The sequence below is a fragment of the Sphingomonas sp. AC435 genome (assembly GCF_979253005.1).
This window is the reverse complement of record NZ_CEEDCJ010000002.1, coordinates 102,003-127,504: the sequence shown is the minus strand read 5'-3', so window position 1 is coordinate 127,504 and position 25,502 is coordinate 102,003. Positions and strand designations below refer to the sequence as shown.

Below are 25,502 nucleotides of genomic sequence, written 5' to 3'. Positions count from 1 at the left end.
CGACAACAGCCGTAGGAGCGCCGAAGTTTGGTGCCCGAGGCGGAGCGTAGAAGGTGAGATCATCCCCATTGTCCTGCCGCGCGAATGCGGCAGCAGGGAACTCGGGGAGGGACTTGTCGATCATATCGTCACATCCTGAGCGCCTGATTATAGCCGGTGAGTTCGAGATAGCCGCGGCCGCCCGATGTCCGGACCGCACCTTCCCAGTAAACCGGAAGGCCTCCGCGGCGCGCGTCAAGCTCCTGAGTTGCAAACATCGGGGTCAGGCGCCACCGCGCGATCCGGCCATCGACGCGGATACTTACCTCCTGTGATACGGGATACACTGCGCGGGTCGCGCCACTCCGCCATGTCGCCAGCGGCCGGAATGCAACGTCGCGGGGACCCAGCGGGGTGGTGATGCCGTCAGGGCGGCGGAGCGCACCGCCGGCCCACAGCGTGCCACCACCTTTGCGACGGATGCGGAACGCCATCAGCGCAGAGCCATCATCGAAATTGAGCCCCGTCCAGTCCCACCCTTCAGCTTGGGGAGCCAGATAGTCGGACGACCATTCGCGATCGAGCCAGGCCTCGCCGGTCACCGCGACGATGCGATCGCCACGCCGGACGCGGCCAGCAACGCGCAGGTGAGGGATCGAGTAGTAATAGCTCGCCTGCTCCGGCCGGGGCCCTTTGCGGCTGTATCCACCAAGGCCCTGCGGCATCGGCGGCTGCGTTGGCCGGAAATCAAGCGCCAGCGCAAAGTCGTTGGCGAAGATTCGGGTATTCCATCGGTTGTCAGGCGTGCGGCGCAGGCGCCAGTCACGGATGCCGATATCGGCGTCAGCCGTGCGTGCCCTCGCCAGGCCGAAACCCACGCGTGCGGCGCGCTCGCCGTGTAGCAGGCGACCGGTAGCGGGATCGGACAGCGCGGCGTGCGCAAACACCACCTGCCGTGCAGTGAAGCGGCTCGGGTTCGCGGTGTCGACGGGAGGGCGCGTCCGGAAGAACGTGACCTGGAAGCCGAGGTCTTCGCCCGCCGCCGTCCGGAGCCAGCCGGTGACGTACCACCATTCGGTGCGGAACCCCGGGTGCGCGCCGTGATCCGCCGGAAAGGCGAGAGTGATGCCGGGCCGGACGACGGGGTAGGGTGTTGCGGCGGGCGCCGCGACCGCGACCAGGGCCAACCACCCGGAGAGCGCATTCCGCATCACCAATCCTCCCGCACTGACTGGACAGCGCCCGTTGCCGTCGCACGGCGACCAGCGAGCACCGCAGTTGCGGCGGATGCGCCGGTCAGCGCGGCGGCTACGCCGAACAGTGTCCCGAGCGGCACCTGCGTCGTCATGGTCCAGTTGAACGACTGCGGGTTGATGACGTGGATCAGGACCTGCGCCAGCACCAGTCCAAGCCCGATGCCTGCGAGCGCGCCGGTCAGCCCGACCACCGCCCCCTCGGTCGCGAGCATTGCGCCGAGCTGCCCGCGCGTGAGCCCCAGGTGCCGGAGCATGCCGAACTCCCGTTCGCGCGCGATCGTCTGTGCGGACATCGTTGCGGCGACACCAGCCAACCCGACGAGGATCGCCACCGCCTCCAGCAGGTAGGTCACGGCAAAGCTACGGTCGAACAGGGTCAGCGCGAGCCGCCTGAGCACGGCGGGCTGCGTCACGTCCACCTGGCCCCGCAGCGCTGCGGGAAGGCGTGCCGTCATCGCCTTGCCGACGGCGGTCGCGTCGCTGCCGGGTTGGAGCGTCGCCGACACCTCGTCGCGGCCGGTGTCGCCGGTCAGCCGCTGATAGTCCGCCTCGTCGACCAGCACCGCGCCGGCCTGTCGACCATAGTCGCGCCACATTCCGGCGACGGTGAACCGCGTCCGGCCGGCTATCGGCAGGATGATCGTCTCACCTGGATCCCACCCGTAGAGCCGCTGCGCCGGCTCCGACACCCAGACCGGCAGCGCAGATGCGGGCAGGCTTGAGGTACGCTCGATGAGGACGAGCAGGGGATCGCGGCCTCCGCGTTCAGGCCGGGCGATCAGGCTGATCGGCGGACGATCAGCGACGATCGTCAGAGGCAATTGTCGGCTGAACGCCAGGCGATCTACCCCCGGCGTGGCGGCCAGATGCGCTCGCGTGGCCGGGTCGAAGCTGGCGCCGGCATTGGCGCGCATATACAGGTCCGCACCGAGCACCTGCCCCAGCCACGTATCGACAGCGCCGCGGAAGCTGGTCACCATCGTCGCCATCGCGATCATCAGCGCCGTCGACGCCACGATGCCGCACAATGCGGTCGCCGCCTCGCCCGGCGCGCCGTGCAGATGCCGGATGGCAAGCATGGCAGGCACGCTCCCCCCGCGGCGCCGCGCAAGCGGGGCCAGCAGCGATCGCGCAAACCAGGGTACGCCAGCGACGCCGCCCGCCAGCATCAGCGCCATGCCCAGAAAGCCGAACAAGGGGAGCCCCGCGGTTGCGGGCAGCAACGCCGCGCCCCCGCCTGCCGCCAGCAGCACGGCCGCAGGCCACCACGCCACAGCGCGGCGCGGGTCGAGCACGTCACCGGCGTTCTTCAGCGCTGCCGCGGGTGCCGCCCGCGCGGCGGCGCGCGCGGGTACCGCACTGCCGAGGACCGCGGCGAGCAACCCCAGCGCGAAGAACACCGCTGCGGCTGCAGGCTGGAAGACTATCCGCGCGGCGGTGCCGCCGAAATAGCCGGCACCCAGGTCGCCGCCGAACCAGTGCAGCGCCGACCACGCCAGGCCGTACCCCGCGGCGAGTCCTGTGGCCCCGCCGACGATCCCGATCACGACCCCCTCGACAACCACCGCAGCGACCACCGCGCGGCGCGGCATGCCCAGCGTTCGCAGCAGCGCAAATGCGCGCTGTCGCCGCGCTACCGACAACGACTGCGCCGAGTAGACCAGGAACCCGCCGGTCAACAGCGCGACCAGCGCCAGCGTATCGAGGTTGACGCGGTAAGCCCGCGACAGCGCCGATCCTTGCGCGCCCCGCGCCTGCGCCGTCGACAGGATCGCATCGGCGGGTAGGAGCCGGGCAAGCGCCTCTTCCGCCGTCCGGCGGTCGGATAAAGAAAGATCGATCCGGTCGATCCTGCCTATCCGCCCGAAGCGCCACTGTGCTGCGGCGATATCGATCACGCCGATCGCAGCCTCCGCCTCCGCAGCGGGGAGTGTGCCGACGACGCGCAGAGGAACGTTGCGCCCGTTTGCTGTCACGGTAATCCGGTCACTGATTGCCAGGCGGGACCGCTCCAACGCCGTGCGAGAGAGGAATAGTGAGGACTCATCGAAGACGCCGTCGCTGCTGGAATCCGGCCCTTGCGGCGGGATGCCGACCAGCGACGGCGTCACTGCGGCCGCGCGGATGACGTCCAGCCCGAGCAGCGTCAGCCGATTGCCGCCGATCCGTGCATCGAGCCGCACGACCGGGCTCGCGTCGGTCACGCCGGCAGTTTGCAAGACGTCCGGGTAGAGCCGTTCATCGATCCCCAACGGGCTGGTCGCGGTGACGGAAAGTTCGGCCGCTCCGTTCACGCCCCGTACTGCGCCATCGAAGGAGGCGAGCGCGGATCCGTTGACGAGATGGACTGCGAAGCCGAGCGCGACGCCTACGGCGATCGCGATCGCAGTGGTGAGAAAGCGGGCGGGGTGGAACCGCCATTCGCCGCCGATCAGCCAGCCGAGCGCGAGCCGACCGGACAGAAGACCGGGCTCAGCGGCCACGACGCTCCACCAGCCCATCCGCGCCAAGCGTCAGCACCCGGTCGGCGATCGCCGCGCTTGCGTCCGAGTGCGTGACCATCACGCCGGCCGCGCCGTTGTCGCGAACTGCATTGGCAAATAGCGCCAGGACGCGCGACGCGGTGTCGGGATCGAGATTGCCGGTTGGCTCGTCTGCCAGGATCAGCGACGGTCGATGCACGAGCGCGCGGGCGATGGCGACGCGCTGGAGCTCCCCGCCCGAGAGGTCGCGCGCGTAGCCGTCGCCGCGATCGCCGAGGCCGACTGCCGTCAACATCGCCGTCGGTCGCGTTTCCGCCGCGTCGGCGTCCGGTGATATCAGCGCCAGTGGTAGCGCGACGTTCTGACGCAGCGTGAGATAGGGGAGGATGTGAAAGGCCTGGAACACGAAGCCGATGCGCTCGCGTCGCAGGCGCGTCCGCGCAGCCTCGTCAAGGGAGCCGAGTATCGTGCCGTCGATCGCGACCTGGCCGTCATCGGCGTCGTCGAGCCCGGCGAGGATATTGAGCAGCGTCGACTTGCCGACGCCCGACTCACCGATGATCGCTACCAGCTCGCCCGCACGGACCTGAAGATCGAGCGACCGGAACAATCGCCGGGGCCCCGGTACCGACTTGCCGAGCGCCTGAACGTCGAGAAGGATCGGGTGACCAGTCACGTGGTATGCGTGGCGAAGGTGAAGCTTAACCGCAATGCCGTAGCCCCGGTCTGGCAACATAGGTCAGCTGCTCAGGCTAATCCGACCTGAACCAATGACTGCTGTGCGTATCGCGCGGAGCGGCCGCGAATGTCTGCTTGTGGGTCCAGCCAGCCGAACGCTTCAATCTGCTATCCTCGACATCAAGCGCACGGTCGTCTTGAACGTGTCGAGCATCATGTTCCGCTTACAATCGAGCAGAATCGACTCGGCTGCGCGACTTATCTGCTTCCATTCGTTGGGCAGGCGAGGAGTAGCATGCCGATGTCCCACCGCATCCTGATCACCGGCGCGAGCGTCGCCGGCAACACCGCCGCTTGGTGGTTGGGCCGCGCCGGCCTCGACGTCACCGTGGTCGAACGAACGCCTGGGTTCCGCGACGGCGGCCAGAACATCGACGTGCGCGGGGTTGGTCGCGAGGTGTTGCGTCGCATGGGGCTGGAACAAGCGGCGCTGGAGCAGGGCACCGGCGAAGAGGGGACCGCCTGGGTCGAGGAGGACGGCAGGGTGGCGGCGCAGTTCCTGACCGCCGATACGGATGCCGATGGGCCGACCGCGGAGATGGAGATCCTGCGCGGCGATTTGGCCCGGCTGCTCTACGAGCCGGCCGGCGAGCACGCGACCTACCGTTTCGGCGACAGCATCGCCGGCGTCGAGCAGGACGATGACGGCGCCACTGTCACCTTTGCGAACGGGACCACCGAACGATTCGACGTGGTCATCGTCGCCGAGGGCGTGGGGTCGACGTCGCGGGAAATGGTCTTCCCGGGTGAGAACGCGCCCCGCTGGATGAACCTGACGTTCGCCTACTTCACCATTCCGAGGCAGGCGGACGACGATCGGCTGTGGCGCTGGTACAATGCGCCTGGCGGTCGCAGTGTGTCGCTTCGCCCCGACCGGCACGGCACAGCGCGCGCCATGCTGTCGGTGCAGCAGCCGCCCGGCGGAGAGCAGGATTGGAGTGGCGACCGGCAGAAGGCGTGGCTGCGCACTCGCTTTGCCGATGCGGGTTGGCAGGCCGACCGCGTTCTGGATGCGCTGGAGACGACCGAAGACTTCTACCTCGATGTGCTCCGGCAAGTAAGGATGCCCCGTTGGTCGGGAGGGCGGGTGGTGCTGACCGGTGATGCAGCATGGTGCGCGACGCCGATCGCCGGTTACGGCACGACGCTGGCGGTCACCGGCGCCTACGTTCTGGCGCAGGAGCTCATCCGCTCCACCGACATGCGGGCGGCGTTCAAGGCCTATGAGCAGGCGATGCGCCCGATGGTCGAGGATGCCCAGAGCGTCCCCAAGCTTGCGCCGCGATTGGCGAATCCGCACAGCCGCCTCGGCATCGGGTTGCTCCACGGCGCGTTGCGCGTGGCGAGCCGCCCGGTTGTGCGCAGCGTCGCCGGCAAGTTGTTCGGTGGCCGCTCCAGGGACGTCGATCTCTCGCGCTATGACCCGCCAACCTCTGGAGGATCGCTGATCGCACCGAGGTCACCAGCGGCGGCGGGCTTGTCGCCACTCCTGGCGCTCGGCGCCGTCGCTGTGGTGCTCGGTGCAAGCGCGATCCTCGGCCGGCGCAACGCACCCGATCCGTCGCATCCCGGCATCCGCCGCTGGTATCGCCGCTTGGACAAACCCGGCTACACCCCGCCCGATGCAGTGTTCGGCGCCGCTTGGCCGATGCTGGAGACTGGCCTCGCGGTTGGAGGGTATCGCCTGCTTCGGCAGCCATCCGGAACGGCGCGCAACGCTGCGGTCGGCCTGTGGCTGCTCAATACCGCTATGGTCGGCGGCTGGACGCAGTTGTTCTTTCGCGAAAAGCGACTGGGGGCCAGCGCGGTGGCATCGGGGGCGATGGTTGCCAGCAGTGCAGCCTATCTCGCGACGGCCGCCAAGGTGGACCGTCCGGCTGCCGCCGCGGCGATCCCGTTCGTCGCCTGGCTTGGCTTCGCGACGCTGCTGGCCGAACGCATCTGGCGCGACAACCCGGGAGAGCGGCGATGAGACGGGTCACGGTCCGGCACCGCGGCGACCGTCCGCTTTGCCGGCGCGTGATCGAACCGGTGCGCCGGCTGGACAAGCGCGGGCGAGGCAGCACGGGATGGTGACTGCCGCTCTGCCTGTTGGCCTCAGCGATTGGCGGGGGGCACCGCGCGTGCAGGCGTTGAATGATCGGGTGCCGAACGCGAGCGGTCGCTTCGTGCTGTGCTGGTTGCAGCAGGCGTTGCGAGCCCGCGACAATCCGGTGATCGACGCAAGCATCCGGCTCGGCAATGCGCTGTCGCTGCCCGTGCTGGTCTACCACGGCGTACGCGAGGATTATCCGTATGCCTCCGACCGGCTGCATCACTTCATCCTGGGAGCGAGCCGGGATCTTGGTACTGGGTGCCGCGATCGCGGCTTCGCCTGCGTCCATCATGTCGACCGGGCCGGGCATCGGGAGAAGGGCCTTGTGCACCGCCTCGGCGCCGAGGCGGCGGCGATCGTGCTGGAGGATCAGCCGACCTTCGTTGCTCGCTGGCAGTCCGACCGGGTCGCCGCGCGAACCGCGGTGCCGGTCTATGCGGTGAACTCTGCCTGCCTGGTGCCGCCGGCCCTGTTCAGCGACGATATTCGTGGCCGCTCAAGCTTCCTGCGCCGTCACGAGCCCGAGCGCGCCAACTGGATGGAGGCGGATGAGGCGGTGCCGGACGTGTCCGCCTACGCTGGCCCTCTGCCCTTCTCGCCAGACGCGTTGGACACGTGCGATCTCGACGCACTGGTGGCCGCTCTCGCGATCGATCACAGTTTGCCCGTCAGCGACATGCACCCGGCTGGCCGACCCGCGGCGGAAGCCCGGCTTCGGCGGTTGGTAACGGAGGTGCTGCCCGGCTACGCGTCGGCGCGCAACGATGCCACGCGGGCGGACGGCGCGAGCGGCCTATCGCCCTATCTGCACTTCGGCGTATTGGGCCCCCGCGAGATAATGGCCGCGGTCACGGCTGCCGAGGCTGGCAGCAAGCACAAGGCCAAGTTCGCCGACGAGCTCCTCGGCTGGCGCGAGTGGTTCCACTACCAGGCGCGGGCGCTCGCCGCGCCGGAACGCTACGACCGCATCGCAGGATGGGCGGTCGAGACGCTCGGCCGGCACGCCGGCGATCCGCGACCCGAGCTGGAGACGCTGGACGCGCTTGTCCATGGCGAAACGCGCGATCAGACCTGGAACGCCTGCCAGAAGCAGTTCCTCCTCGACGGCTGGATGCACAACAATCTGCGGATGTACTGGTGCAAGCGCCTGATCGCGATGACGCCCAGCCCCGAGGCGGCATGGGCCACAGCGTGCTACCTCAACGACCGGCTGAGCCTCGACGGTCGCGACCCGTCGACCTACGGCAATATCTCGGCGATCTTTGCTGGCTCGCCATCGGATCGGGAGCGGCCGATCTACGGGCGCGTGGCTGTCCGCGGCGACGGCTCCACCCGCCGCAGGGAAGGCGGCGATGAATGGCTCGCCACCGCCGCGGCGAGGCTGGTTACGCGAGTAACAATCCCGGCAGAGGTGCCGGTCGATCCATATCTTACCGGTGAGCCGACCGTCTGAGCTGTGCCGCTGCCTCCTTCTCGGGGCAACGGAATGTCGGCTGAAAGGACGACCGTTCTCACACAAGCCACCAGTGGCGCTGTATGTCGTCTTCTGGGTCGTCGCTTTACAGGAAATTGTACAATTACCCCGGCCCAAGCCGGGGCAGGGCTCACTTGGCAATTTCCTACTCAGGTGACCCATGAAAGCCCCGGGACAGCTGTGATATGTGACTTCGATCCCGACGGGTGAGCGGTTGTTCATAATGGAGGAAGCTTTCCGATTCGCTACTATCGCAGGATCATGGAAGAGGCGTGTTTGGCGGAGCAATGAACCCTCCGGCCATTCGTCCATCCTTGTCGAGCACAGCGGACATCGATACTCCACCGTTGGCAAAAACGAGATTGTAGACATCGTCTCCCATTCTGCCCCTCCCGCGATAAGTGATCGACTTTAACTCGCCCATAGATTTGAACATGGGCTGTGACATCGGCATATCTCTGCGGACTATATCGCCGAATTTTGGCGCAAGCTTGTCATAGTCGGGGGAGCCGCTTGCCAGGCCAGCGACAAGGCGCCTTACTGCAGCCTCAGTGCCAGGTAATGGCGTCGCCGAAGAAGGAGTGCGGTTGCCTGGTTGCAGTATGCCGCCCGCCATTCTGCCTTCGGCGTCGAGCTCAACCGACATCAAAACCTCGCCGTTGGTGAAGACGAGGTTGTAGATGTCGTCGTTCTTCACGCCGCGTAAGCGAAACGTCACGGATTTTAGCTCGCCGAGGGCCTTGAACATGGGGTGTGTCATGGGAAGGTCGCTACGAACGACCTCAGCGAACCTAGGCGAGAGTCTTCTGTAATCGGGCGAACCGCTCGCGAGACCGGCGACCAGCTGCCGCAGCACAGCTTCGGTAGCGGGTTTTTGCGCTGCGGTTGCTGCTAATGCCGGCGCATCGGCAGCGGTGGGCGGAAATGCCCGTTGGTCGCCATTGCCAGAGGCCTGGAGCCAGGCGAAGAGAGCGGCTGCCGCGACTAAGATCATAAAGATCGCTCCTGAAATTACGTAGATGGAGGGGCGCCGCTTGCCCCGCGTGATCGGCGGGTGCGGAATAGCGGCGTGAACCCCCTCGACGATCGCGTTGGTTCCGGAAAGGGCGGACGATTGGGGTACCAAGCGGTTGGACGCATCGGCTGCTGCCACCCGCTTTGCCGCCTCAAGCGATGACGACATGCCCAGTTTGGCACGCGCCATCTTGAGACGCTTTTCGACAGCGTGAGGAGAGACGCCCAGGTCTAACGCCATCTCCTTGGCAGTCTGATGCTCTAGACACCGCTTCAAGCATTCCCGCTCCCCAGTCGTCAGGCGCAGGATCGCGGCCAGCATGCTTTCGTCTATCTCGTCTGTCTTCATACCCGCCATGGTAGCGCCTGAGGAGGAAGTACCAACCACGGCCTTCTGGTACCGCCCTAGTACTCTGACTGGGTACCAGGCCGTTCAGGCGCCATTCGGCGCTTCCCCCCTCGCAAGACCGACCAGGCGGCTGGCATTCACGAACCGTTGATGGGTCGGTGGGATCATCGGGGATCAGCTTTGATAGGGCGGGGCTCAGGGAATGCTGGCGCCGAACAGATGACGCTGCTGCCTTACAGGATGTGCGGATGGCCTTGATGTCGATGGCCGTGGCGAGCGAACGGGAATGAATAGCTGTTTCCGGGCGACGCGACGCACCGCGCGAACGTCCGCAGTCGTGCCTCAACGGCCATACGCCCCCCGCAAGCCTCGTCATAGTCGTCTCTTCTTGACCGGATCATCCATCTGGGATCATCGCAAAGCCATGACTAAGAGCAATGGACGCACCGGCGCGCGTGCACGCGCCAACATCCATCCTGCCCCAACCGCTGACGAGCTTGAAGCAGCCCGGCGAGAAGTGGTTCAGATCGAAGGGCGGCTCGCCGGTTTGGCTGCCGGCCATCCATCGGTGAAGACATGGAAGGCCCGCCTCCGTCTAGCTCAGGCCATTATTGCTCGCGCTCCACCCGCTTAGAGGGCAGTTTGTCGAGCTTCGGCGATCATCCTATCGCCATCGCATTCGGTCCAAGGCGCAGTCTCAGAAGGCTCTGCTGCCGCAGCAAGCTATCGCTAAGCCGCTCGGTGCGCTAGCGACTCTCGAACAAGAGACCGTCCATGACTCCAGAACCGGTTGCCGTTCTGTATCAGGCGCTGCCACCACCGCTGATCGACGGGCTCCGCAAAGAGGCGAAGCCAGGCGGCTATTCGGATGGGGGCGCGGATATAGCGCAGGCGCTGCGAATGGCGGGCGTGAACGTCGTTACTCCGGAGCAGTTTCCTGACGTCCGCAAGGCTCTCGACTGGGTGTTTCCCGATACCATCAACGGCATCCGCGCAGCGACCGATGCTGGCGCGTCTGCGCTATGGGCTAACACGGTGTTGTTCGTCGGGCATCCTCTTGAGGCGGTTCTTGAGGATGTCGACATCGTCGGCCAGCTTCCAGCGGCCATGCACGCCTACGATGATAAATTCGAAACCAACCAGATGCTGGCAGAGGCGGGTCTGCCAGTGGCACGATCGTTCCTGCTGTCTGGCACGGCGCGAGAGCGCGTCTGCGCTTTGAAAGACGTCGAGGAGGAGTGTGCTGCCCGTGGCATGGACTTCCCGCTGATGATAAAGCCGGTGCGTGGTCGCGGCAGCCAGGGTGTTACGCTCGTCGCGAATATCGGCCAGCTGCATAGTGCCGCAGCAGCGTTGATCGAAGCCGCAACTTTCGGCGACATGCTGATGGTCGAGGAATATCTCGACGGTGACGAGATGACCGTAACCGTCATGCCATCTGCCTCTCCGCGTCCGGACGGATCGCACGTGCAATCCCACTGGGCGTTACGACCCGTCCATCGCTTCGATCAGCGCAACGGTGTCGCCCCCTACAACGGCGACGTTCCGGTGACCGCCAACAGCGCGGCGATCGATGAGGAGCGACTGCGCGAGCCGACGATCGTCAGCATGATGGAAAGCTGTGTCGCCGCAGTCGCGCTCGTCGACGCCCGCGCAGCAATCCGGATCGACTGCCGTGCCGACCGCCATGGATCGTTCAAGCTATTTGACTTGAACATGAAGCCCAACATGACCGGGCCAGGCCGTCCCGGTCGCGACGATCAGGACTGCCTCTCCGCCATAGCCGCTCGGGCTGATGGCTGGAGCTATGTGGATATGCTGCAGGCGATGCTCTCAGCCAAATGGAGACAACATGCTCACCGTTGAGGGCAACCGCTGCCAACCGGCAGATGGCTTTGCCTGAGGCGTGTTTTGCCTCGGGCGAAATCGCGTGCGGGTAGGTAGATGAGCGAACGGCGGAAGTTGGAAGACGGGTATCGCGCCCCGACCGTGCGGGTCTGAGCCACCTTCTATTGTGTAGGAGGAATGGGCACCTGCGCCGCTGGATCAGCTAGATTTGCAAAGCGTAGCGTCACGCGGAGTCCTGGCTTTGTATTGGTGAACTGGAGCTGTGCGCCCAAACGTTGCGTCGCCGATCGCACGATCGCCAGACCCAGGCCGCTGCCCTCCTGTCCAGCGCTCGTGCTGAGACGCAAGAATCTTTCGCCCAGCCGTCGCAGGTCCCCGTCGCCGATACCGGGACCATCGTCGGCCACGGCGATCGACGCGGATGCATCGCCACCGACAATGGTGACGGTGATCGACGAGCCCGTACTGATATAACGGATCGCGTTGTCGAGAAGGTTCGACACGATTTCAAAGAGCAGGGTACGATGGCCGGCGATGATGACATCCGCGTCGGGCGCGTCCAGCTGCACCTCCACCCCGGCCTCGATCGCATCGTGGATGCGGCGGTTGATGGCGGCGATGGCGACCTCGCGCAGGTCGACGCGTTCCACCGGCGGCGATGTGCCCGCCTCTTCCGCTCGCGCCAGAGCGAGAAGCTGGGTCACCAGCCGCTCCAGCCGGTCGGCGGCGTCGGCGATCTCGCCCAGCGCCCGCACGTCGCCGCGCCGGGCCAGCGCGACCTGCACCTTCAGCACCGCGAGCGGCGTTCGCATCTGGTGCGATGCGTCGGCGGTGAAGCGGCGAACCCCGGCGGTGGCGGTATCGAGCCGTGCGAGCAGATGATCGAAGGCATCGGACAGCGGGCGCAGCTCGGCCGGCAGAAGACCGGCTTGCAACGGGGAGAGGTCGGGCGTCGCGCGGGTGTCGCGCGCCTCCACCGCGCTGCGTAGCCGGGCGAGGGGACGCAGGCTCCAGGCCAGCGCCGGCCGGATCAGCAGCATCGCCATGCCGACCAGCACGATCTCGCCCACCAGCAGCGCGATCATCAACCGTCGCTGGAGCGAGGCACGCCCGTCGAGCGTCTCGGCAACCTGCACGATCACCGGCTTGTCGATCCGCGGCAGCGCGCGGCGGACCTCGGCGATGCGGATTTTCTGGCCCCGATAGGTCGCGAACCGAAAACCGGGCGTGTCGATCTCGACCGTGCCGACGGCCGGCGCGGGCAGGTCGGCATAGCCGGTCAACAGCCGCTCGCCGACCGCGACGCGGTAATAGACGTTGTCGCGCTCGCTATTTTCCAGCATCCCGAACGCAGCGGCGGGCAGGTCCAACGTCACCTCGCCCCGTTCCACCTCCACCGTCTCCGCGATAGCCCCCAGCGCGCCGCCGAGCACCCGGTCGTTGGTGCGGCGGACCACGTCGGCGATCAGCGTCGCACCGGCCAGCCCCAGCAGCACCGCGATCGCCAGCAAGGGCACCAGCATCGCGGTGAGCAGCCGCGTCCGCAGCGCCAGCGCGCGGTGGCTCGGCTCAGGTCGCATCGAGCAGATACCCGACGCCACGCACCGTTCGGATCGTCGGGCCCTCCGGGGCCAGCTTGCCGCGCAGCCGGGTGATGTTCACTTCCAGCGCATTGGGGCCGACCGGCTCGTCATAGCCGAAGACCTCTGCCTGCAACGTTTCCCGCGTCACGATCTGCCCAGCGCGGGTGGCCAGCGCATCGAGCACCGTCCACTCGCGACGGCGCAGGTCGAGCAGCCGGTCGCCTACCCGCGCTTCGCCGGTAGAGCGGTTGAGCGCCAGCGATCCCACCACCAGCTCGGGCGTCGGATCGCCACCCCGCCGGCGGCCAAGCGCGCGGATGCGAGCCTCCAGCTCCTCCGGCGCAAACGGTTTGCGGAGGTAATCGTCGGCGCCGAGGTCAAGACCACGGACCCGGTCGTCAAGCGCGTCGCGCGCGGTCAGCATCAGCACGGGCACGCGCTGCCCGCGCCGCCGCAGCGTCTGGAGCACGGCGAATCCGTCGATATCGGGCAGGCCGACGTCGAGGATCACCAGCGCGTAAACGTCGTCGGCGGTGACCATCAGAGCGTCCGCGCCGGTCGCGACGTGATCGATCGCATGGCCGGCGGTGCGCAACAGCGCGACGATGCTGCGGGCCAGCGGCGCATCATCCTCGACGATCAAGATCCTCACTGTCGGTATCGCCCGTGAAAGGTTGATGACAGCTTGCCCGTGTAGCCCATCCTTGTCGACTTACCCGAACGCAGAGCCGGGAAGCGAGAGGAGCCTGAACGATGCGTCCCCTGTTCTTGCTAATGCTGGTATTCTGCCTCGCCGTGCCGGCATCGGCGCAGCGGCCCGCCGGCTATCCACGATCTTACGACGCGCTGATCGCGGAGGCGCGCGCCGAGCGCGGCGTCCGCGTCTACGGCAATGCCGATGCTGCGGCGATGACGGCGATGATCGCAGCGTTCCGGCGCACCTATCCCGGCGTGATCGTCCAGTACCGTGAACTCGAATCGAGCGACATCTATCGCCGGGTGGTGGCGGAAACGCGCTTACACCGGCCGACTGCCGATCTGGTCTGGTCGTCGGCGATGGATCTTCAGGCGAAACTCATCAACGACGGCTATGCGCAAAGCTATCAAAGCCCCGAGAAGCCAGCGCTGCCGCCGGCCGCGGTGTGGAAGAACATGGGCTACGGCGTCACGTCGGAGCCTGTCGCTTTCGTCTACAACAAACGCCTGATTCCGTCGGCCAGCGTGCCGCGCACGCATGAGGCGTTCGAGAGGCTGTTGCGGGATCGCCGGTCCGCTCTGAATGGCCGCGTCGCAACCTACGATCCGGCGCGGTCCAACGTCGGGTATCTGTACCTGACGGAGGATTACGCGATCACGCGCGACACAGGGTCGCTGTTGCGCGCGATGGCGGCGACCCGGCCTTTGCTGTCGCGCACGACCGAACCGATGCTCGACGCCGTCGCAACCGGGCGCGCCGCGATCGCGTACAACGTCGTCGGTCCCTATGCGCTGACCCGCGCGCGCAAGGACCCGCGGATCGGGGTCGTGTTTCCGCGCGACTACGTGCTCGTGGCGTCGCGCGTCGCGTTCATCGCGCGCAACGCCCGCCGTCCTGCCGCGGCGAAGCTGTTCCTCGATTTCCTGCTGTCCCGCACCGGTCAGGCGCTGCTCGCGCGGCAATGGCTGTTGCCGGTCCGCGCCGACGTTCGCGCGCCGCGACTGGGGCCTGACCGGGCCCGGCCGATCCGCGTCGGACCGCAGCTGCTCGTGAACCTCGATTCGATCAAGCGTCGGCGCTTCCTCGCCGACTGGAACGCCATCCTCGTTGAAGGAGCCGACATACGATGACCCTGTTGCGAACCGGTTGCGCGCTGATCGCGCTCGTCGTCGCCACCCCGGCGCTGGCCCAGACACCCAGCGCGGACGAACTGGCGACCCTCGTCCGCGCGCAGGCCGCGGAGATCGCGGCATTGAAGGCGCGTCTCGACCGGCTGGAGGGCGCGCAACAGATCGCGGCCATGCCGGCGCCCGCCACCCCAGGTACGGTGGCAACCACCTCCGCCAGCGCCCCCGCGCCGGTGCAGGTCGCGCAGCAGACCCGTCGCCCTCAGGTCACTGCGCCGTTCGCGCCGCAACTCGTTCCGCCCGGACCGGCCGAGCGCGACGTCGGCCGGGCGCGGGAGGCGAACGATGCCGGCGTCACCACCGAGTGGGGCGCGGGCCTGCCGGTGTTCCACTCGGCCGACGGCGTCTACACGTTCAAGCCGCGTGGCCGCATCCTGACCGATGTCAGCTCCAGCCTCGGGTCGAGATATGACGACCGCAACATCACCACCACCGGCATGCGCGCACTGCGGCTGGGACTGGAAGGCGGCGTCGGCACGCACTTCTTCTATCAGTTCGAGAGCGACTTTTCGGAGAACGAGGTCGATGTCGTCACCGCCTTCATCGGCTGGCGCAACCGCATAGCGCCCGGCCTCGATTATGACGTGCGCGCCGGCCACCTGTTCAACGATCGCGCGTTCGAAGGGTCGACGGGGTCGGACTCGACGCCGTTCATGGAACGCAGCACCGTCTCCACCGCGATCATCCCGCAACGCGGCTTCTACGGTCTCGGCATCATGCCGCGCCTGTTCTGGAAGACCGGGCACGCGTCGCTCACCATCACCGGCGACCGTGTCGACGGCAATCAGGCGGTCAGCGACAGCCGCACGCTGCTCGGGCGCGTCCACTGGAACCCGATCAAGACCGATCGCGGCGTGCTCCACCTCGGCCTGTGGGGCTTCGACGAGTCGCTGTCGAGCGCGGCGACGACGCTGACCCGCAACACGGTGATCGGCGGTCGCTTCAACGGCGCGCTGCGCGTGTCGAGCGGGCCGCTGACCGGCGGCACCGGCACCACCGGCTATGGTGCCGAACTGGGCGGCTACGCCGGCCCGGTCTGGATCATGGGCGAGGCGGGGCGGCGCAACGCACGGCTCGACGGTGGCCGATCGGATTTTGTCAGCAAGGCGTGGAGCCTGTCGGGTGGCTGGTTCCTGACCGGCGACCTGCCGCCGTACAATCCGCGCCTCGGCAGTTTCGGACAGCCGCGCGTGCTCGACCCCCTTTTCGAGGGCGGGCCGGGCGCGATCGAGCTGACCGCGCGCTACGAGAACCTCGATTATACCGACCTGCTGACCGGTGGAGAGGGCTGGGCGGCGACGGTCGGCGTCAACTGGTATCTCAACAGCTTCACCCGCATTCAGGTCAACGCGATCCACTGGAACACCGACAATCGTAGCGGCGCCTTTATCGGCCCCGACGACGGCGAAACCGTCAGTGCGCGCGTCGCGGTGACATTCTGATGCCGTCCGGCTCCACCACCTATCGAGGAAGCATCGCATGAGCCTTGCCCTGTACGGCTTCCTGATGGTCGCCACCTTTATGACCCTTATCATGACCAAGCGCATGACACCCCTCGTTGCGCTGATCGTCGTCCCCACCATCTTCGCACTGATCGCCGGCTTTGCGGGCGGCGTCGGCGAGATGATGATCGAGGGGATCAAGAATCTCGCGCCGACCGGCGTCATGCTGCTGTTCGCGATCCTGTTCTTTTCGATCATGACCGATACCGGCCTGTTCGATCCACTGGTCAACCGGCTGCTGCGCCTCGTCCACGGCGACCCGCTGAAGATCCTGATCGGCACCGTTGCCTTGTGCGCGATGGTCAGCCTGGATGGCGACGGGTCGACCACGTACATCATCACGATCGCCGCGCTGTTGCCGCTGTACAAGCGGTACGACATGAACCGACTGTATCTGTGCTGCCTGTTGATGGCGACCAGCGGCATCATGAATCTGACCCCCTGGGGCGGGCCCACCGCACGCGCGGCAAGCGCGCTGAAGCTGGATCCGGCAACACTGTTCCTGCCGCTGATCCCCGGCATGCTCGCGGGGCTCGCCTTCCTCGTAGGGCTGGCAATCTGGTTCGGCCGCAAGGAGCGCGCGCGCATCGGCCACGTGAAGTCGAACGAGCCGACCGCATTCAGCGGCATGGCCGTGTCGCAATTTCCAGAGGCGCGCCGGCCGAAGCTGCGCTGGTTCAACGCCGCGCTGACGGTGCTTCTGCTCGCCGGGCTGGTATCGGGTATCCTGCCGCTGTCGGTGCTGATGATGCTCGCCTTCGCGGTGGCGATGATCGTCAACTATCCGCAGGTCGCCGAACAGAAGGAGCGGATCGCCGCGCATGCCGGCAACGTGCTGTCGGTCGTATCGCTGATCTTTGCGGCGGGCATCTTCACCGGAATCCTGGCCGGCACCGGCATGGTGGAGGCGATGAGCAAGGAGGTTGTAGGCTTCATCCCGCCTGCGCTCGGGCCGTACATGGCGCCGATCACCGCACTGCTCAGCCTGCCCTTCACCTTCTTCATCTCCAACGACGCCTTCTATTTCGGGATGCTGCCGATCCTGGCGGAGGCGGGGACGCATTACGGGGTGGAGCCGATGGCGATCGCGCGCGCCTCGCTGATGGGGCAGCCGGTCCATCTGCTCAGCCCGCTGGTCCCGTCGACCTACCTGCTCGTCAGCCTCGCCGGCGTCGATCTGGCGGATCACCAGCGGTTCACGCTGGTGCCGGCCATTCTCGTATGCACGGTCATGACGGTGGTCGGCATGCTGGTCCTCGCCTTCCCCTTCGTCGGGTGAGGAGGAGAAAGGGGGGGGGGGGCCGGATGAGCAGGCGCTTCGTCCCGGACGGCGATGCCGCGCGCATCGTCCTACGCTTCGCGGCGGCGGTGGCCGTGGGTGCGGCGGGCGGCACCGCGTTCGTGGCGATCCGGGCACCGCTGCCCTGGGTGCTGGGATCGATGGCGGCCTGTGCGCTCGCCAGCATCGCCGGGCTGCCGGTCGCGGCCGGAGCGGCGACACGCCGGCCGATGGCGGCGGTGATCGGGGTGGTGCTGGGCTGCTCCTTCCATCCCGGCCTGTGGCAAACGGCGCGCGAATGGTGGCTGCCGCTGGCGATGTTGCCGGTCTTTCTCGGGATCGCCGCGTTGGCCTGCGTCGCATGGTTCCGGCGCGTCGCCGGCTTCGATCCCGCCACCGCCTACTTCGCGGGCATGCCCGGGGGGATCGCGGAGATGGTGCTGATGGGTGGGGAGCGTGGTGCGGACGAGCGCACCGTCGGGCTGATACACGCCGCGCGGATATTCCTCGTCGTGTTCACCCTGCCGTTCGTGATCCGTCACGTCCACGCCCCCGCCGCGGTGCCGGCGACCCCGGTGACCGCGGCATCGGCGTGGCCCGACGTGTCCCTGCTGCTCTGGGGCGGCGGCAGCATGATCGTCGGCCTGCTGATCGGCCGCGCGCTGCGCCTCCCGGCCTGGCATCTGATGGGACCGCTCGCGGTCAGCGCGACGCTGCACGCGACCGGCATCACCGACTTCCGCGTGCCCGGCTGGCTGCTCGCCGCCGCGCAGGTCGGGCTGGGGGCGACGATCGGCTGCCGGTTCGGCGGCCTGACATTGCGCGCGTTCGTCCGCATACTCGCACTGGCGGCGGGATCGACGCTGATCCTCCTCGTGCTCACCTTCGCCTTCGCGCTGATCCTCGGCCGCACGACCGGCCTCGATCCGGCGCTGCTGGCGCTCGCCTATTCGCCGGGCGGGTTGGCGGAGATGAGCATGGTCGCGCTCAGCCTCGCGCTCGAACCCGGCGTCGTCATCGTCCACCACCTCGCCCGCGTCGTTATCGTCCTCGTCGCGGCGCCGTTCGCCTTCCGTCCAACCCGTGAGGAACCCACATCATGATCCACAAGCCGATGCCGCTGGTTCTGCTTCCCGCGATGGGGTGCGACGGGCAACTGTGGGCGCGACAGGTCGTCGATCTCGGCGACGTCGCGCATCCTGAATTGGGTGATCTGACAGTGGACGATACACTGGCCGGCATGGCGGCTCGCGTGCTGGCCTATGCGCCGCCGCGCTTTGCCGTCGCCGGGGTTAGTCTGGGCGGTTACGTCGCGCTCGAAATGGTGCGTCAGGCGGCGGACCGGATCGACCGTATCGCATTATTCGGCACCCGCGCGACGATGCAGATGCGGCCACGAACGGTAGGGGAGCAGGGCATGCTGGCGACCGCGCCGCACTCCGACCCGATGCTGACATCGATCATCAGCGGGCCGGTACAGGCGATGGCGGAACGAGTCGGCGCCGATGTGTTCGAGCGTCAGCAGCGCGCGCTGTTGGCCCGGCCCGATATCGAACCCGCCATCGCCGCGGTTCACGTGCCAACACTCGTCGCAGTTGGCGATCGGGACCGGATTTGCTTGCCCGCCGATGCGCGCGAACTGGCCGACCGCATTCCCCCTGCGAAGTTCCATGAGTTGCATCACTGCGGCCACCTCTCACCAATGGAGAGGCCGGGAGAGGTGACAATGCTGCTGCGGCAATGGCTGCTCTACGCCCACACGTAGCTGGTTTCGGGCACATTGAGGCGTAGAGGAGTGCCCGTATGATCGCGACCTTCGTCAGGTGGAGCCGAACTCCATTGACGGCTTGCGCGACCAGACGATCGTAAGCCGTGGATCCGCTTCAGAGCGGCCGCCCGCCTCGGATGAAACGGACGTCTCGTTGTGGGAGGCTGGATTAAGGGCGCGGAGTGACCGCTTGTGTGTCATCACGTATTTGAGGCGCGATGCCAACAAGACCACGCCTCCCGTTAGATAATCGGCCTCAAAAAACATCCAATCAGTCATTCAAGCCGCGGTCAGCGGCTCCGTCTTTCACGTCCAAATGGCAATGCTAGTGTTGACCAAGCGTCTATTTTACAACCCGCAGATGTGCTGCGGAGTCGTGAGTAGGGCGCAGCAGGTCATCCACTCGAGCGGCGAGATCGACATGCCGAAATGGCCTTGCCCAGCGCGGAACATCGGGAGGTACGTCATCGCCCGCTGCCGCATAACCAGTCACTAGCAAGGTCGGCAGCCGCACGCCGGAGGTTCGCAGTTCGCTGATAAGTTGACCGCCGGTCATGGCCGGCATCAGGTAATCGCTCACCAGAATGTCGACTTCCAGTCCGGCCCGGACCGCTGCCAGCACCTGCGACGCCGAGCTCATTTCGACAACGGTGTAGCCCAGGTCGCGCAGCATGTCGGCGGTGGCGGCGCGCACGAGATCCTCGTCGTCAACCAGCAGCACGGTCGCGGCCCGCCGGGCGGCGATCGGCTCGGCTCGCTGCTCGCCCCCCTCGCTCACCGGCTCGTCAGTCGCCGGCAGCCACAGCTCGACCGTGGTGCCCGAGCCCGGCTCGTCCGAGAGCCTGAGCGTGCCGCCGGACTGCGCGGCGAGCCCGTTGACCATCGACAGGCCGAGACCGGTGCTCTAGCCGATCCCCTTGGTCGAGAAGAATGGCTCCGTCGCGCGGGCGAGCGTCGTACGGTCCATCCCGGTACCCGTATCGACGGCGAGTAGCCTTACATAGCCGCCGGCCTCGAGCCGAATAGCGTTGCGCTGGTCGACAACGACATCCGCGACCGTCAGCGTCAGCCGACCGCCGCCCGGCATCACGTCGCGCACCGTCTCACCAAGTTCGACCTCGCTGGGACGGAGCAACGTCTGCTCCTGATCCTCGCCTAGTCCGTCGGCAGGCACCATCTCGAACAACTCGACGGGACCGAGCGTCCAGCCATGCGTCGTGGCCGCGGCGCGCAGCTCGACCTCGGCCTCCGCTAGCGTGATGTAGAGCCCGGTCTCTCCGACCGCGGCACCCGCCAACAGGAAGCCAAGGCCAAGAGTAGTCTTGCCGGTGCCCGGCGTGCCCTCGACCCGATACATGCGGTGTGGGGTCAGGCCGCCGTTCAGGATGTCGTCGAGCCCGGCGATGCCGGTCAGGGCTTGGTCGGGCAGTGCTTGCGTCGCCGACACCATCGTCTCCCGCGTCCGATCTCCAGCAACTTTACTTTGACGAGGCCGATCACAACATCCAGGCGCTGACCGCCATCACGTTGATCGAGATAGCTCGAGGCGACCTGCAGATCATTGCCGACAAACACCCTAATGTCCTGAAGGCGATCACGATCGACAACGTCATTGAGGCGTCGATCGAACGCGAATGGCTGCTCAATGTCGGCCGCAGGATGGGACGTGCCCGCCTTGCGCACTTCCTCTGCGAGTTCGCGGTACGTCTTGCGATCAAAAGCCACGCTCCCGACCAGACGGCGATCGCCCCGACGGATGAGCAGATGGCGCGTCTGCGGCCATACTTCCCCAAGAGCCCTGGCAAGCCTCAGGTTGATGATCGTCGGGTGCTGAGCGGCATCGTCTTCTTCAACCGCAACGGCCTGCGCTGGTTTGATGCGCCGCGCGCCTACGGCCCGTACAAGCCTGTCTCGAGCGCAGTCGAGAGGACGCTCTACCACCGGTGGAAGCGGTGGGGTGAGCGGGGTGTCTTTCTGCGCATGATGGAGGGGCTCGCAGCAGCGGAGGCTGTACCGAAAACCGTCATGATCGACGCGACTTACCTGAAGGCACATCGCACGGCATCGAGCCTGCGGGTTAAAAAGAGGGTCTTGGCCGGCTGATCGGCCGCATCAAAGGCGGCATGAACACGAAGCTTCGCGCCGTCACCGATGCGAACGGTCACCCCTTGAGCTTCTTCATGACAGCCGGGCAGGTAAGACTACACCGGCGCAGCCGCGCTGCTGGACGATCTACCTAGTGCGCAGTCGCTGCTCGGCGCCCGCGGCTATAACGCCGACTGGTTCAGGGATGCGCTGGAAGCGAAGGGCATCCAACCCTGCATCCCAGGTCGAAAATCCCGCAACGAGCCAGTAAGATACGACAAGCGCCGCTATCGACGCCGCAGCCGCATCTAGATCATGTTCGGCCGCCTCGAGGACTGGCGCCGCGTCGCCACTCGCTACGACCGATGCCCTACGGTCTTCTTCTCCGCCATTGCCCTCGATGCCACCGTCATCTTCTGGCTATGACCAATGAGTCCTGACCTTAGATGATGGTAGAAGGGGAGGTGGGGTAGTAAATAACAAGAGAATTGAGGATCATACGACAAAACCCTGAATCCTGCCGCCCCAGCCAAAGATCACGGCCAGACGGCCGGCATCACAGCCCGAGCGGTTGTATCTGCCGGATCAGGTCGATCAGCAGGCGTAGTCCGGTCGGAAGTTGCCGGCGGCTGGAGTAATAGGCGTGATAGCCGGGTCCGAACGTCGCCCAGTCCTGAAGGACGATCCGCAGTTCGCCGGTGGCCACATATGGTGCGAACACCGGTTCCAACCCGTACATCACGCCCATCCCGGCGAGCCCCAGCGACAGCATCGCGCGCGTTTCATCGACGGTGATCTTGCTGAGCACGCGCACCATGAATTCACCCGCCGGACCTTCGAAATCCCAGCGATAGATGCTGCCGTCGCCGATCCGGACTCCAATGCATTGATGGTTCTGGAGGTCGTCGGGCGTCAGCGGCTCGCCGTAGCGTTCCAGATACGCCGGCGAGGCGGCGACCACCCAGCGAAGATCGGCGGACAGCCGCTGCGCCACCATGTCCTCGGGCACGGTGCCGCCATAGCGGATGCCGGCATCGAAACCTCCGTCGATCACGTCGACCATGTGGTTGTTGGCGGCGATCTCCACTTCGATATCCGGGTATTGCTCGGCGAAGGTCGGCATGACGGGCGCCAGCAGCAGCGGCGCTGCATCCACGACCACGTTGATGCGGACGCGGCCCGATGGTCCGTCACGGTAACGATTGAGGCCCTCGACGGCCGCACCGATCGCTTCGAACGGGGTGGTGATCGCGGCCTGCAATTCCTCGCCGGCCGCGGTCAGCGTCACGCTGCGGTTGGTGCGGTTGAGCAGGCGGACGCCAAGCCTCCCTTCCAGCCCTTTCAGCGCGTGGCTCAGCGCAGAGGCGCTGACGCCGAGTTCCAATCCGGCAAGGCGAAAGCTGCGATGCCGGGCGATCGCGAGGAAGTAGGTGAAATCGGCGAGGTCGGATCGGCTTGGGGGCATATCCTGCTGTGCGCCCGACGGGCGAAGACCGCAATCGCGTGAGGGAACCCAGGACGAATGCAAGGGCGCTCTCAGCAGCGTCCTAGTCGAAACGAGTATAGGCGGATCGCTTCCGTCGTCCCACGATCGTCAGACGGAATAATGGCGAGGAGCCGTTCGATGGTGGCGATTACATCCGCAGGTACGAGCGCTCCATCGATCGTGCCGCCGTCCGTGCACCAGACCGCCGATGCCGGGCTCCGGACGTATCGCGCCGAGTGGGACGCACTGCCCTCTACGCCGGGCGGTACCACCGGCAGCGTCGGTGCGGCGGCGACAGCGACCTTGCGGTCCGATCCCGCCACCGTGCATGCGCATGCGCAGCTTGCCGCCGACGTCTACAACGATACGGCCTCGCCGCCTGCGGGCTACCGCGTCGCAACGTCGGCAGAACTGGAACGCCTCGGCCTCGATCCCGACCAGCTCGATCCGGGCACCGACGCCTTTCGCGCACGGGTATACGCCTCAGACACGCCCGGCGAAGACTTCGTCATCGCGTTTCGTGGCAGCCAGAGCGGCGCCGACTGGCTGTCGAACGCGCAGCAGGGCATCGGCCTTGATTCCGAACATTACGCCCGCGCGCTGGAGATCGGGCGGGCGGCGGCTCGCTCCGACGCCAGCTTCGTCATGACCGGCCACTCGCTCGGCGGCGGACTGGCAAGCACCGCCGGCATCGCGTCGGGCAGTCCGGCCGATACATTCAACGCCGCCGGCCTGCACGGCGACACGATCGCGGATGCGACGACGATTGCCACCGCGGCCGGCCGCGGAAGCGCGTCCGTCGACAATTATCGCGTGCCGAACGAGATACTGACCGCCCTGCAGGAGGGTGGCGACCGGGTTGTCGGCGGCATTATCGGCACCGTCGTGAGCGGCGGCTGGGGCGGGGCAGCGGGTGTCGCGATTGCGGATTTGCCCGAGGCTTACGGGACGCAGCACGAACTGCCCGACGTGCGACCGGAGGGCGTGAACTGGTTCGAAGGGCTGAACGTGATCGACCGCCACAGCATGGACTGGGTGCTTGCGGGCACGGCGGCGCTGCGCTGACGCCGGCGCATCGCCTGTTGACCGGGCTGATCGCCGGGCCGAGTGTACGTCATGTGCGAACGATCCTTGCTCCCCTCCTGCTCGCCGGCCTGCTGTGTGGTTGTGGCGTGACCGCGGATGCGCGATGCTTTCCCGCTGATACGGCGTTGCCGGACGCGGCAATGCTGCAAAAGGCCGGGCTGGGCCAATCGGCTCGCGACCTAGGAGAGGCGCTCCTGGCCGGCGATCTCGATACGGCCGGGCGGCTGCTGAACGCTGACCCGGCGCTTGCGAAGGCTGGAATCGACGATCGTCGCGACATGCTGACGCTGGCAGTCGCGAGCTGCAAGCCTGAGGCGATCGACTTGCTGCGCCGCGCCGGCGCGCCCGCCGACGGGCTGAACGGCGAAGGCTATCCGTTGCGGCTCGCGCTCAACGCGAACGATCCGGCACTTGCGCACCGCTTGCTGTCGCTTGGGGCCAGCGCGACGCCCCTTGCCGCGCCGCTCGGCCCGATGCGCGACGCCATCGCACGCAATTCGGTCGGCGCGGTGACGATGCTGCTCGACTTCCGCGCCGATCCTGACGCGATGAGTGGCAGCGGCAAGCGGCCGCTGCACATCGCTCTTGACATGGAGCGGTTCCGGATCGCCGAATTGCTGCTGGCGAAGGGGGCCGACCCGTTCGCGATCGATGTCGGGGGTGCTAACCTCGGGACCTCCGCCTCGACACCGATGCTGACCGACAGCCAGGAGGAACGCGAGGCGCAGCAACGTTTGAAGGCGCGGCTGTCGGCGCTCGGCTGGCCCGACCCCGCGCCCGATCCCCGGACGGTCCGTCGCCTGGCGCTGGACGGTGCCTGGCCCCCTGCCGGTGCGCGCGGAGCCAAGCGGGTGCCGCAAAAGGTTCTGGCGCTCATCGCCGCGAACGCGAAGGACGGGGCGTCCGTTCAGTAGTGAGGGCGGGTCACCCGTCGGCTTCCATCGCCAGCGACCCGACCGCGACGCCTGCATCTGCCAGATGCCGTTCCAAACCGGGCAGGCGGTCGCCGAAGCCGGTTGCGGCAGAGTCCACCAGCAGCGCGACATCCAGCGTTCCTGCGGCATTCCGGACGAGGCGTGCGCCTGTGGCGGGCCACGCACCGTCGCCGAAGCGCACCTGCACCTCCTTGTGCCCTTTGCCGTTCTCGCGCGTCCACAGGTCGGCGAGCATCTGCGCGAAGCCGCTGGGATCGATCATCGCGCTGGGCATCTGCGGCATCGGCAGCGGGGCAGGGGGCGCGGCGGTCTGCGCCTGACCGAAGCCGGCGCTGCCGTCGCCACCCTCGCGATCGAGCCGGAAGCGGTCCGCGAGCGCGGCGTCGCCGTCGCGACCGCGTGCCGCCGACAGTGCTGCTGCCATCTCCCCCGCCGTCCCGTCTCGCTGTGCCGCCGTCGCGGCGCTCGTCGGCGCGCGCTGCGGCATGCCGCCCGGCCGGGCCGGTACCGGCGGCATCTGCCGGCGCGCACTCGCCAGCGCCTCGCCCATCGCCTTCGCATCGGCGGGCTGCTGCTGGGGCTGGTGGGGAGATGCCGTCCGAGACGTCCGCTGGGGCTGCGATGCGGAGCGGCTGCTGTCGATCGAGGTCATGGGTCC

At 67.0% G+C, this 25,502-nt stretch carries 20 protein-coding genes and 1 pseudogene; 11 read left to right on the top strand and 10 right to left on the bottom strand.

The features are described from left to right. Nucleotides 1-128: 128 nt before the first annotated feature. Genes AC0CH8_RS04210 through AC0CH8_RS04200 form a run of 3 tightly spaced genes read right to left on the bottom strand, consistent with a single transcriptional unit; the run spans nt 129 to nt 4,394 of the window. Nucleotides 129-1,190: a lipocalin-like domain-containing protein gene (locus AC0CH8_RS04210; protein ID WP_465238824.1), complete on the bottom strand. Its 1,062-nt coding sequence runs from the start codon at nt 1,188-1,190 to the stop codon at nt 129-131. After that, a complete protein-coding gene (locus AC0CH8_RS04205) occupies nt 1,190-3,718 on the bottom strand; it encodes an FtsX-like permease family protein (RefSeq protein WP_465238823.1) in 2,529 nt (842 codons plus the stop codon). The genes AC0CH8_RS04210 and AC0CH8_RS04205 overlap by 1 nt, the downstream gene beginning before the upstream one ends. Next, complete coding sequence (locus tag AC0CH8_RS04200; RefSeq protein ID WP_465238822.1) at nt 3,708-4,394, bottom strand: ABC transporter ATP-binding protein; 687 nt, start codon at nt 4,392-4,394, stop codon at nt 3,708-3,710. The genes AC0CH8_RS04205 and AC0CH8_RS04200 overlap by 11 nt, the downstream gene beginning before the upstream one ends. Nucleotides 4,395-4,697: 303 nt before the next feature. Between AC0CH8_RS04200 and AC0CH8_RS04195 the strand changes: the two genes are divergently transcribed. Continuing rightward, on the top strand, nt 4,698-6,428 hold the full coding sequence (locus AC0CH8_RS04195) for a tryptophan-rich sensory protein (protein WP_465238821.1): 1,731 nt from the start codon (nt 4,698-4,700) through the stop codon (nt 6,426-6,428). 37 nt (nt 6,429-6,465) lie between these two features. Further along, nucleotides 6,466-8,004, top strand: a complete 1,539-nt coding sequence (locus AC0CH8_RS04190; RefSeq protein WP_465238820.1) for a deoxyribodipyrimidine photo-lyase — start codon at nt 6,466-6,468, stop codon at nt 8,002-8,004. 280 nt (nt 8,005-8,284) lie between these two features. On the opposite strand, the gene AC0CH8_RS04185 is transcribed toward AC0CH8_RS04190, so the two are convergent. Then, nucleotides 8,285-9,388: a helix-turn-helix transcriptional regulator gene (locus AC0CH8_RS04185; RefSeq protein ID WP_465238819.1), complete on the bottom strand. Its 1,104-nt coding sequence runs from the start codon at nt 9,386-9,388 to the stop codon at nt 8,285-8,287. Between the two features lie 774 nt (nt 9,389-10,162). Here AC0CH8_RS04185 and AC0CH8_RS04180 point away from each other — a divergent pair. After that, nucleotides 10,163-11,254 (top strand): ATP-binding protein, encoded by a 1,092-nt coding sequence (locus AC0CH8_RS04180; protein WP_465238818.1) that lies wholly within the window; start codon nt 10,163-10,165, stop codon nt 11,252-11,254. Nucleotides 11,255-11,397: 143 nt separating this feature from the next. Here the strand turns inward: AC0CH8_RS04180 and AC0CH8_RS04175 are convergent, their stop codons facing one another. Next, a complete protein-coding gene (locus AC0CH8_RS04175; RefSeq protein ID WP_465238817.1) occupies nt 11,398-12,816 on the bottom strand; it encodes a sensor histidine kinase N-terminal domain-containing protein in 1,419 nt (472 codons plus the stop codon). After that, nucleotides 12,806-13,471, bottom strand: a complete 666-nt coding sequence (locus AC0CH8_RS04170; protein ID WP_465238816.1) for a response regulator — start codon at nt 13,469-13,471, stop codon at nt 12,806-12,808. The genes AC0CH8_RS04175 and AC0CH8_RS04170 overlap by 11 nt, the downstream gene beginning before the upstream one ends. A gap of 101 nt (nt 13,472-13,572) precedes the next feature. On the opposite strand from AC0CH8_RS04170, the gene AC0CH8_RS04165 reads away from it, so the two are divergent. Genes AC0CH8_RS04165 through AC0CH8_RS04145 form a run of 5 tightly spaced genes read left to right on the top strand, consistent with a single transcriptional unit; the run spans nt 13,573 to nt 19,249 of the window. Next, complete coding sequence (locus AC0CH8_RS04165; protein WP_465238815.1) at nt 13,573-14,646, top strand: ABC transporter substrate-binding protein; 1,074 nt, start codon at nt 13,573-13,575, stop codon at nt 14,644-14,646. Continuing rightward, the gene (locus AC0CH8_RS04160; protein ID WP_465238814.1) at nt 14,643-16,145 is read left to right on the top strand and encodes an OprO/OprP family phosphate-selective porin; all 1,503 of its coding nucleotides are present in this window, start codon (nt 14,643-14,645) and stop codon (nt 16,143-16,145) included. Before AC0CH8_RS04165 ends, AC0CH8_RS04160 begins: the two co-directional genes overlap by 4 nt. Nucleotides 16,146-16,182: 37 nt before the next feature. Continuing rightward, the gene (locus tag AC0CH8_RS04155) at nt 16,183-17,484 is read left to right on the top strand and encodes a CitMHS family transporter (protein WP_465238813.1); all 1,302 of its coding nucleotides are present in this window, start codon (nt 16,183-16,185) and stop codon (nt 17,482-17,484) included. Between the two features lie 26 nt (nt 17,485-17,510). Continuing rightward, a complete protein-coding gene (locus AC0CH8_RS04150) occupies nt 17,511-18,587 on the top strand; it encodes an AbrB family transcriptional regulator (protein ID WP_465238812.1) in 1,077 nt (358 codons plus the stop codon). Next, nucleotides 18,584-19,249, top strand: a complete 666-nt coding sequence (locus AC0CH8_RS04145; RefSeq protein WP_204194076.1) for an alpha/beta fold hydrolase — start codon at nt 18,584-18,586, stop codon at nt 19,247-19,249. Before AC0CH8_RS04150 ends, AC0CH8_RS04145 begins: the two co-directional genes overlap by 4 nt. A 346-nt stretch (nt 19,250-19,595) precedes the next feature. On the opposite strand, the gene AC0CH8_RS04140 is transcribed toward AC0CH8_RS04145, so the two are convergent. Together AC0CH8_RS04140 and AC0CH8_RS04135 are read right to left on the bottom strand one after the other, a co-directional pair. Next, nucleotides 19,596-20,141: a response regulator gene (locus AC0CH8_RS04140; protein WP_465239150.1), complete on the bottom strand. Its 546-nt coding sequence runs from the start codon at nt 20,139-20,141 to the stop codon at nt 19,596-19,598. Between the two features lie 15 nt (nt 20,142-20,156). After that, a complete protein-coding gene (locus AC0CH8_RS04135; RefSeq protein WP_465238811.1) occupies nt 20,157-20,699 on the bottom strand; it encodes an ATPase domain-containing protein in 543 nt (180 codons plus the stop codon). Between the two features lie 317 nt (nt 20,700-21,016). Here AC0CH8_RS04135 and AC0CH8_RS04130 point away from each other — a divergent pair. After that, a pseudogene (locus AC0CH8_RS04130) lies at nt 21,017-21,763 on the top strand (IS5 family transposase). Nucleotides 21,764-21,893: 130 nt separating this feature from the next. On the opposite strand, the gene AC0CH8_RS04125 reads toward AC0CH8_RS04130, so the two are convergent. Next, a complete protein-coding gene (locus AC0CH8_RS04125; protein ID WP_465238810.1) occupies nt 21,894-22,802 on the bottom strand; it encodes a LysR family transcriptional regulator in 909 nt (302 codons plus the stop codon). A 159-nt stretch (nt 22,803-22,961) separates the two neighbouring features. Between AC0CH8_RS04125 and AC0CH8_RS04120 the strand changes: the two genes are divergently transcribed. Continuing rightward, nucleotides 22,962-23,888, top strand: a complete 927-nt coding sequence (locus tag AC0CH8_RS04120; protein WP_465238809.1) for an alpha/beta hydrolase family protein — start codon at nt 22,962-22,964, stop codon at nt 23,886-23,888. A 107-nt stretch (nt 23,889-23,995) separates the two neighbouring features. After that, complete coding sequence (locus AC0CH8_RS04115; protein ID WP_465238808.1) at nt 23,996-24,823, top strand: ankyrin repeat domain-containing protein; 828 nt, start codon at nt 23,996-23,998, stop codon at nt 24,821-24,823. A 10-nt stretch (nt 24,824-24,833) separates the two neighbouring features. Here AC0CH8_RS04115 and AC0CH8_RS04110 read toward each other — a convergent pair whose 3' ends face one another. Continuing rightward, on the bottom strand, nt 24,834-25,496 hold the full coding sequence (locus tag AC0CH8_RS04110) for a hypothetical protein (protein WP_465238807.1): 663 nt from the start codon (nt 25,494-25,496) through the stop codon (nt 24,834-24,836). Between the last annotated feature and the right edge of the window lie 6 nt (nt 25,497-25,502).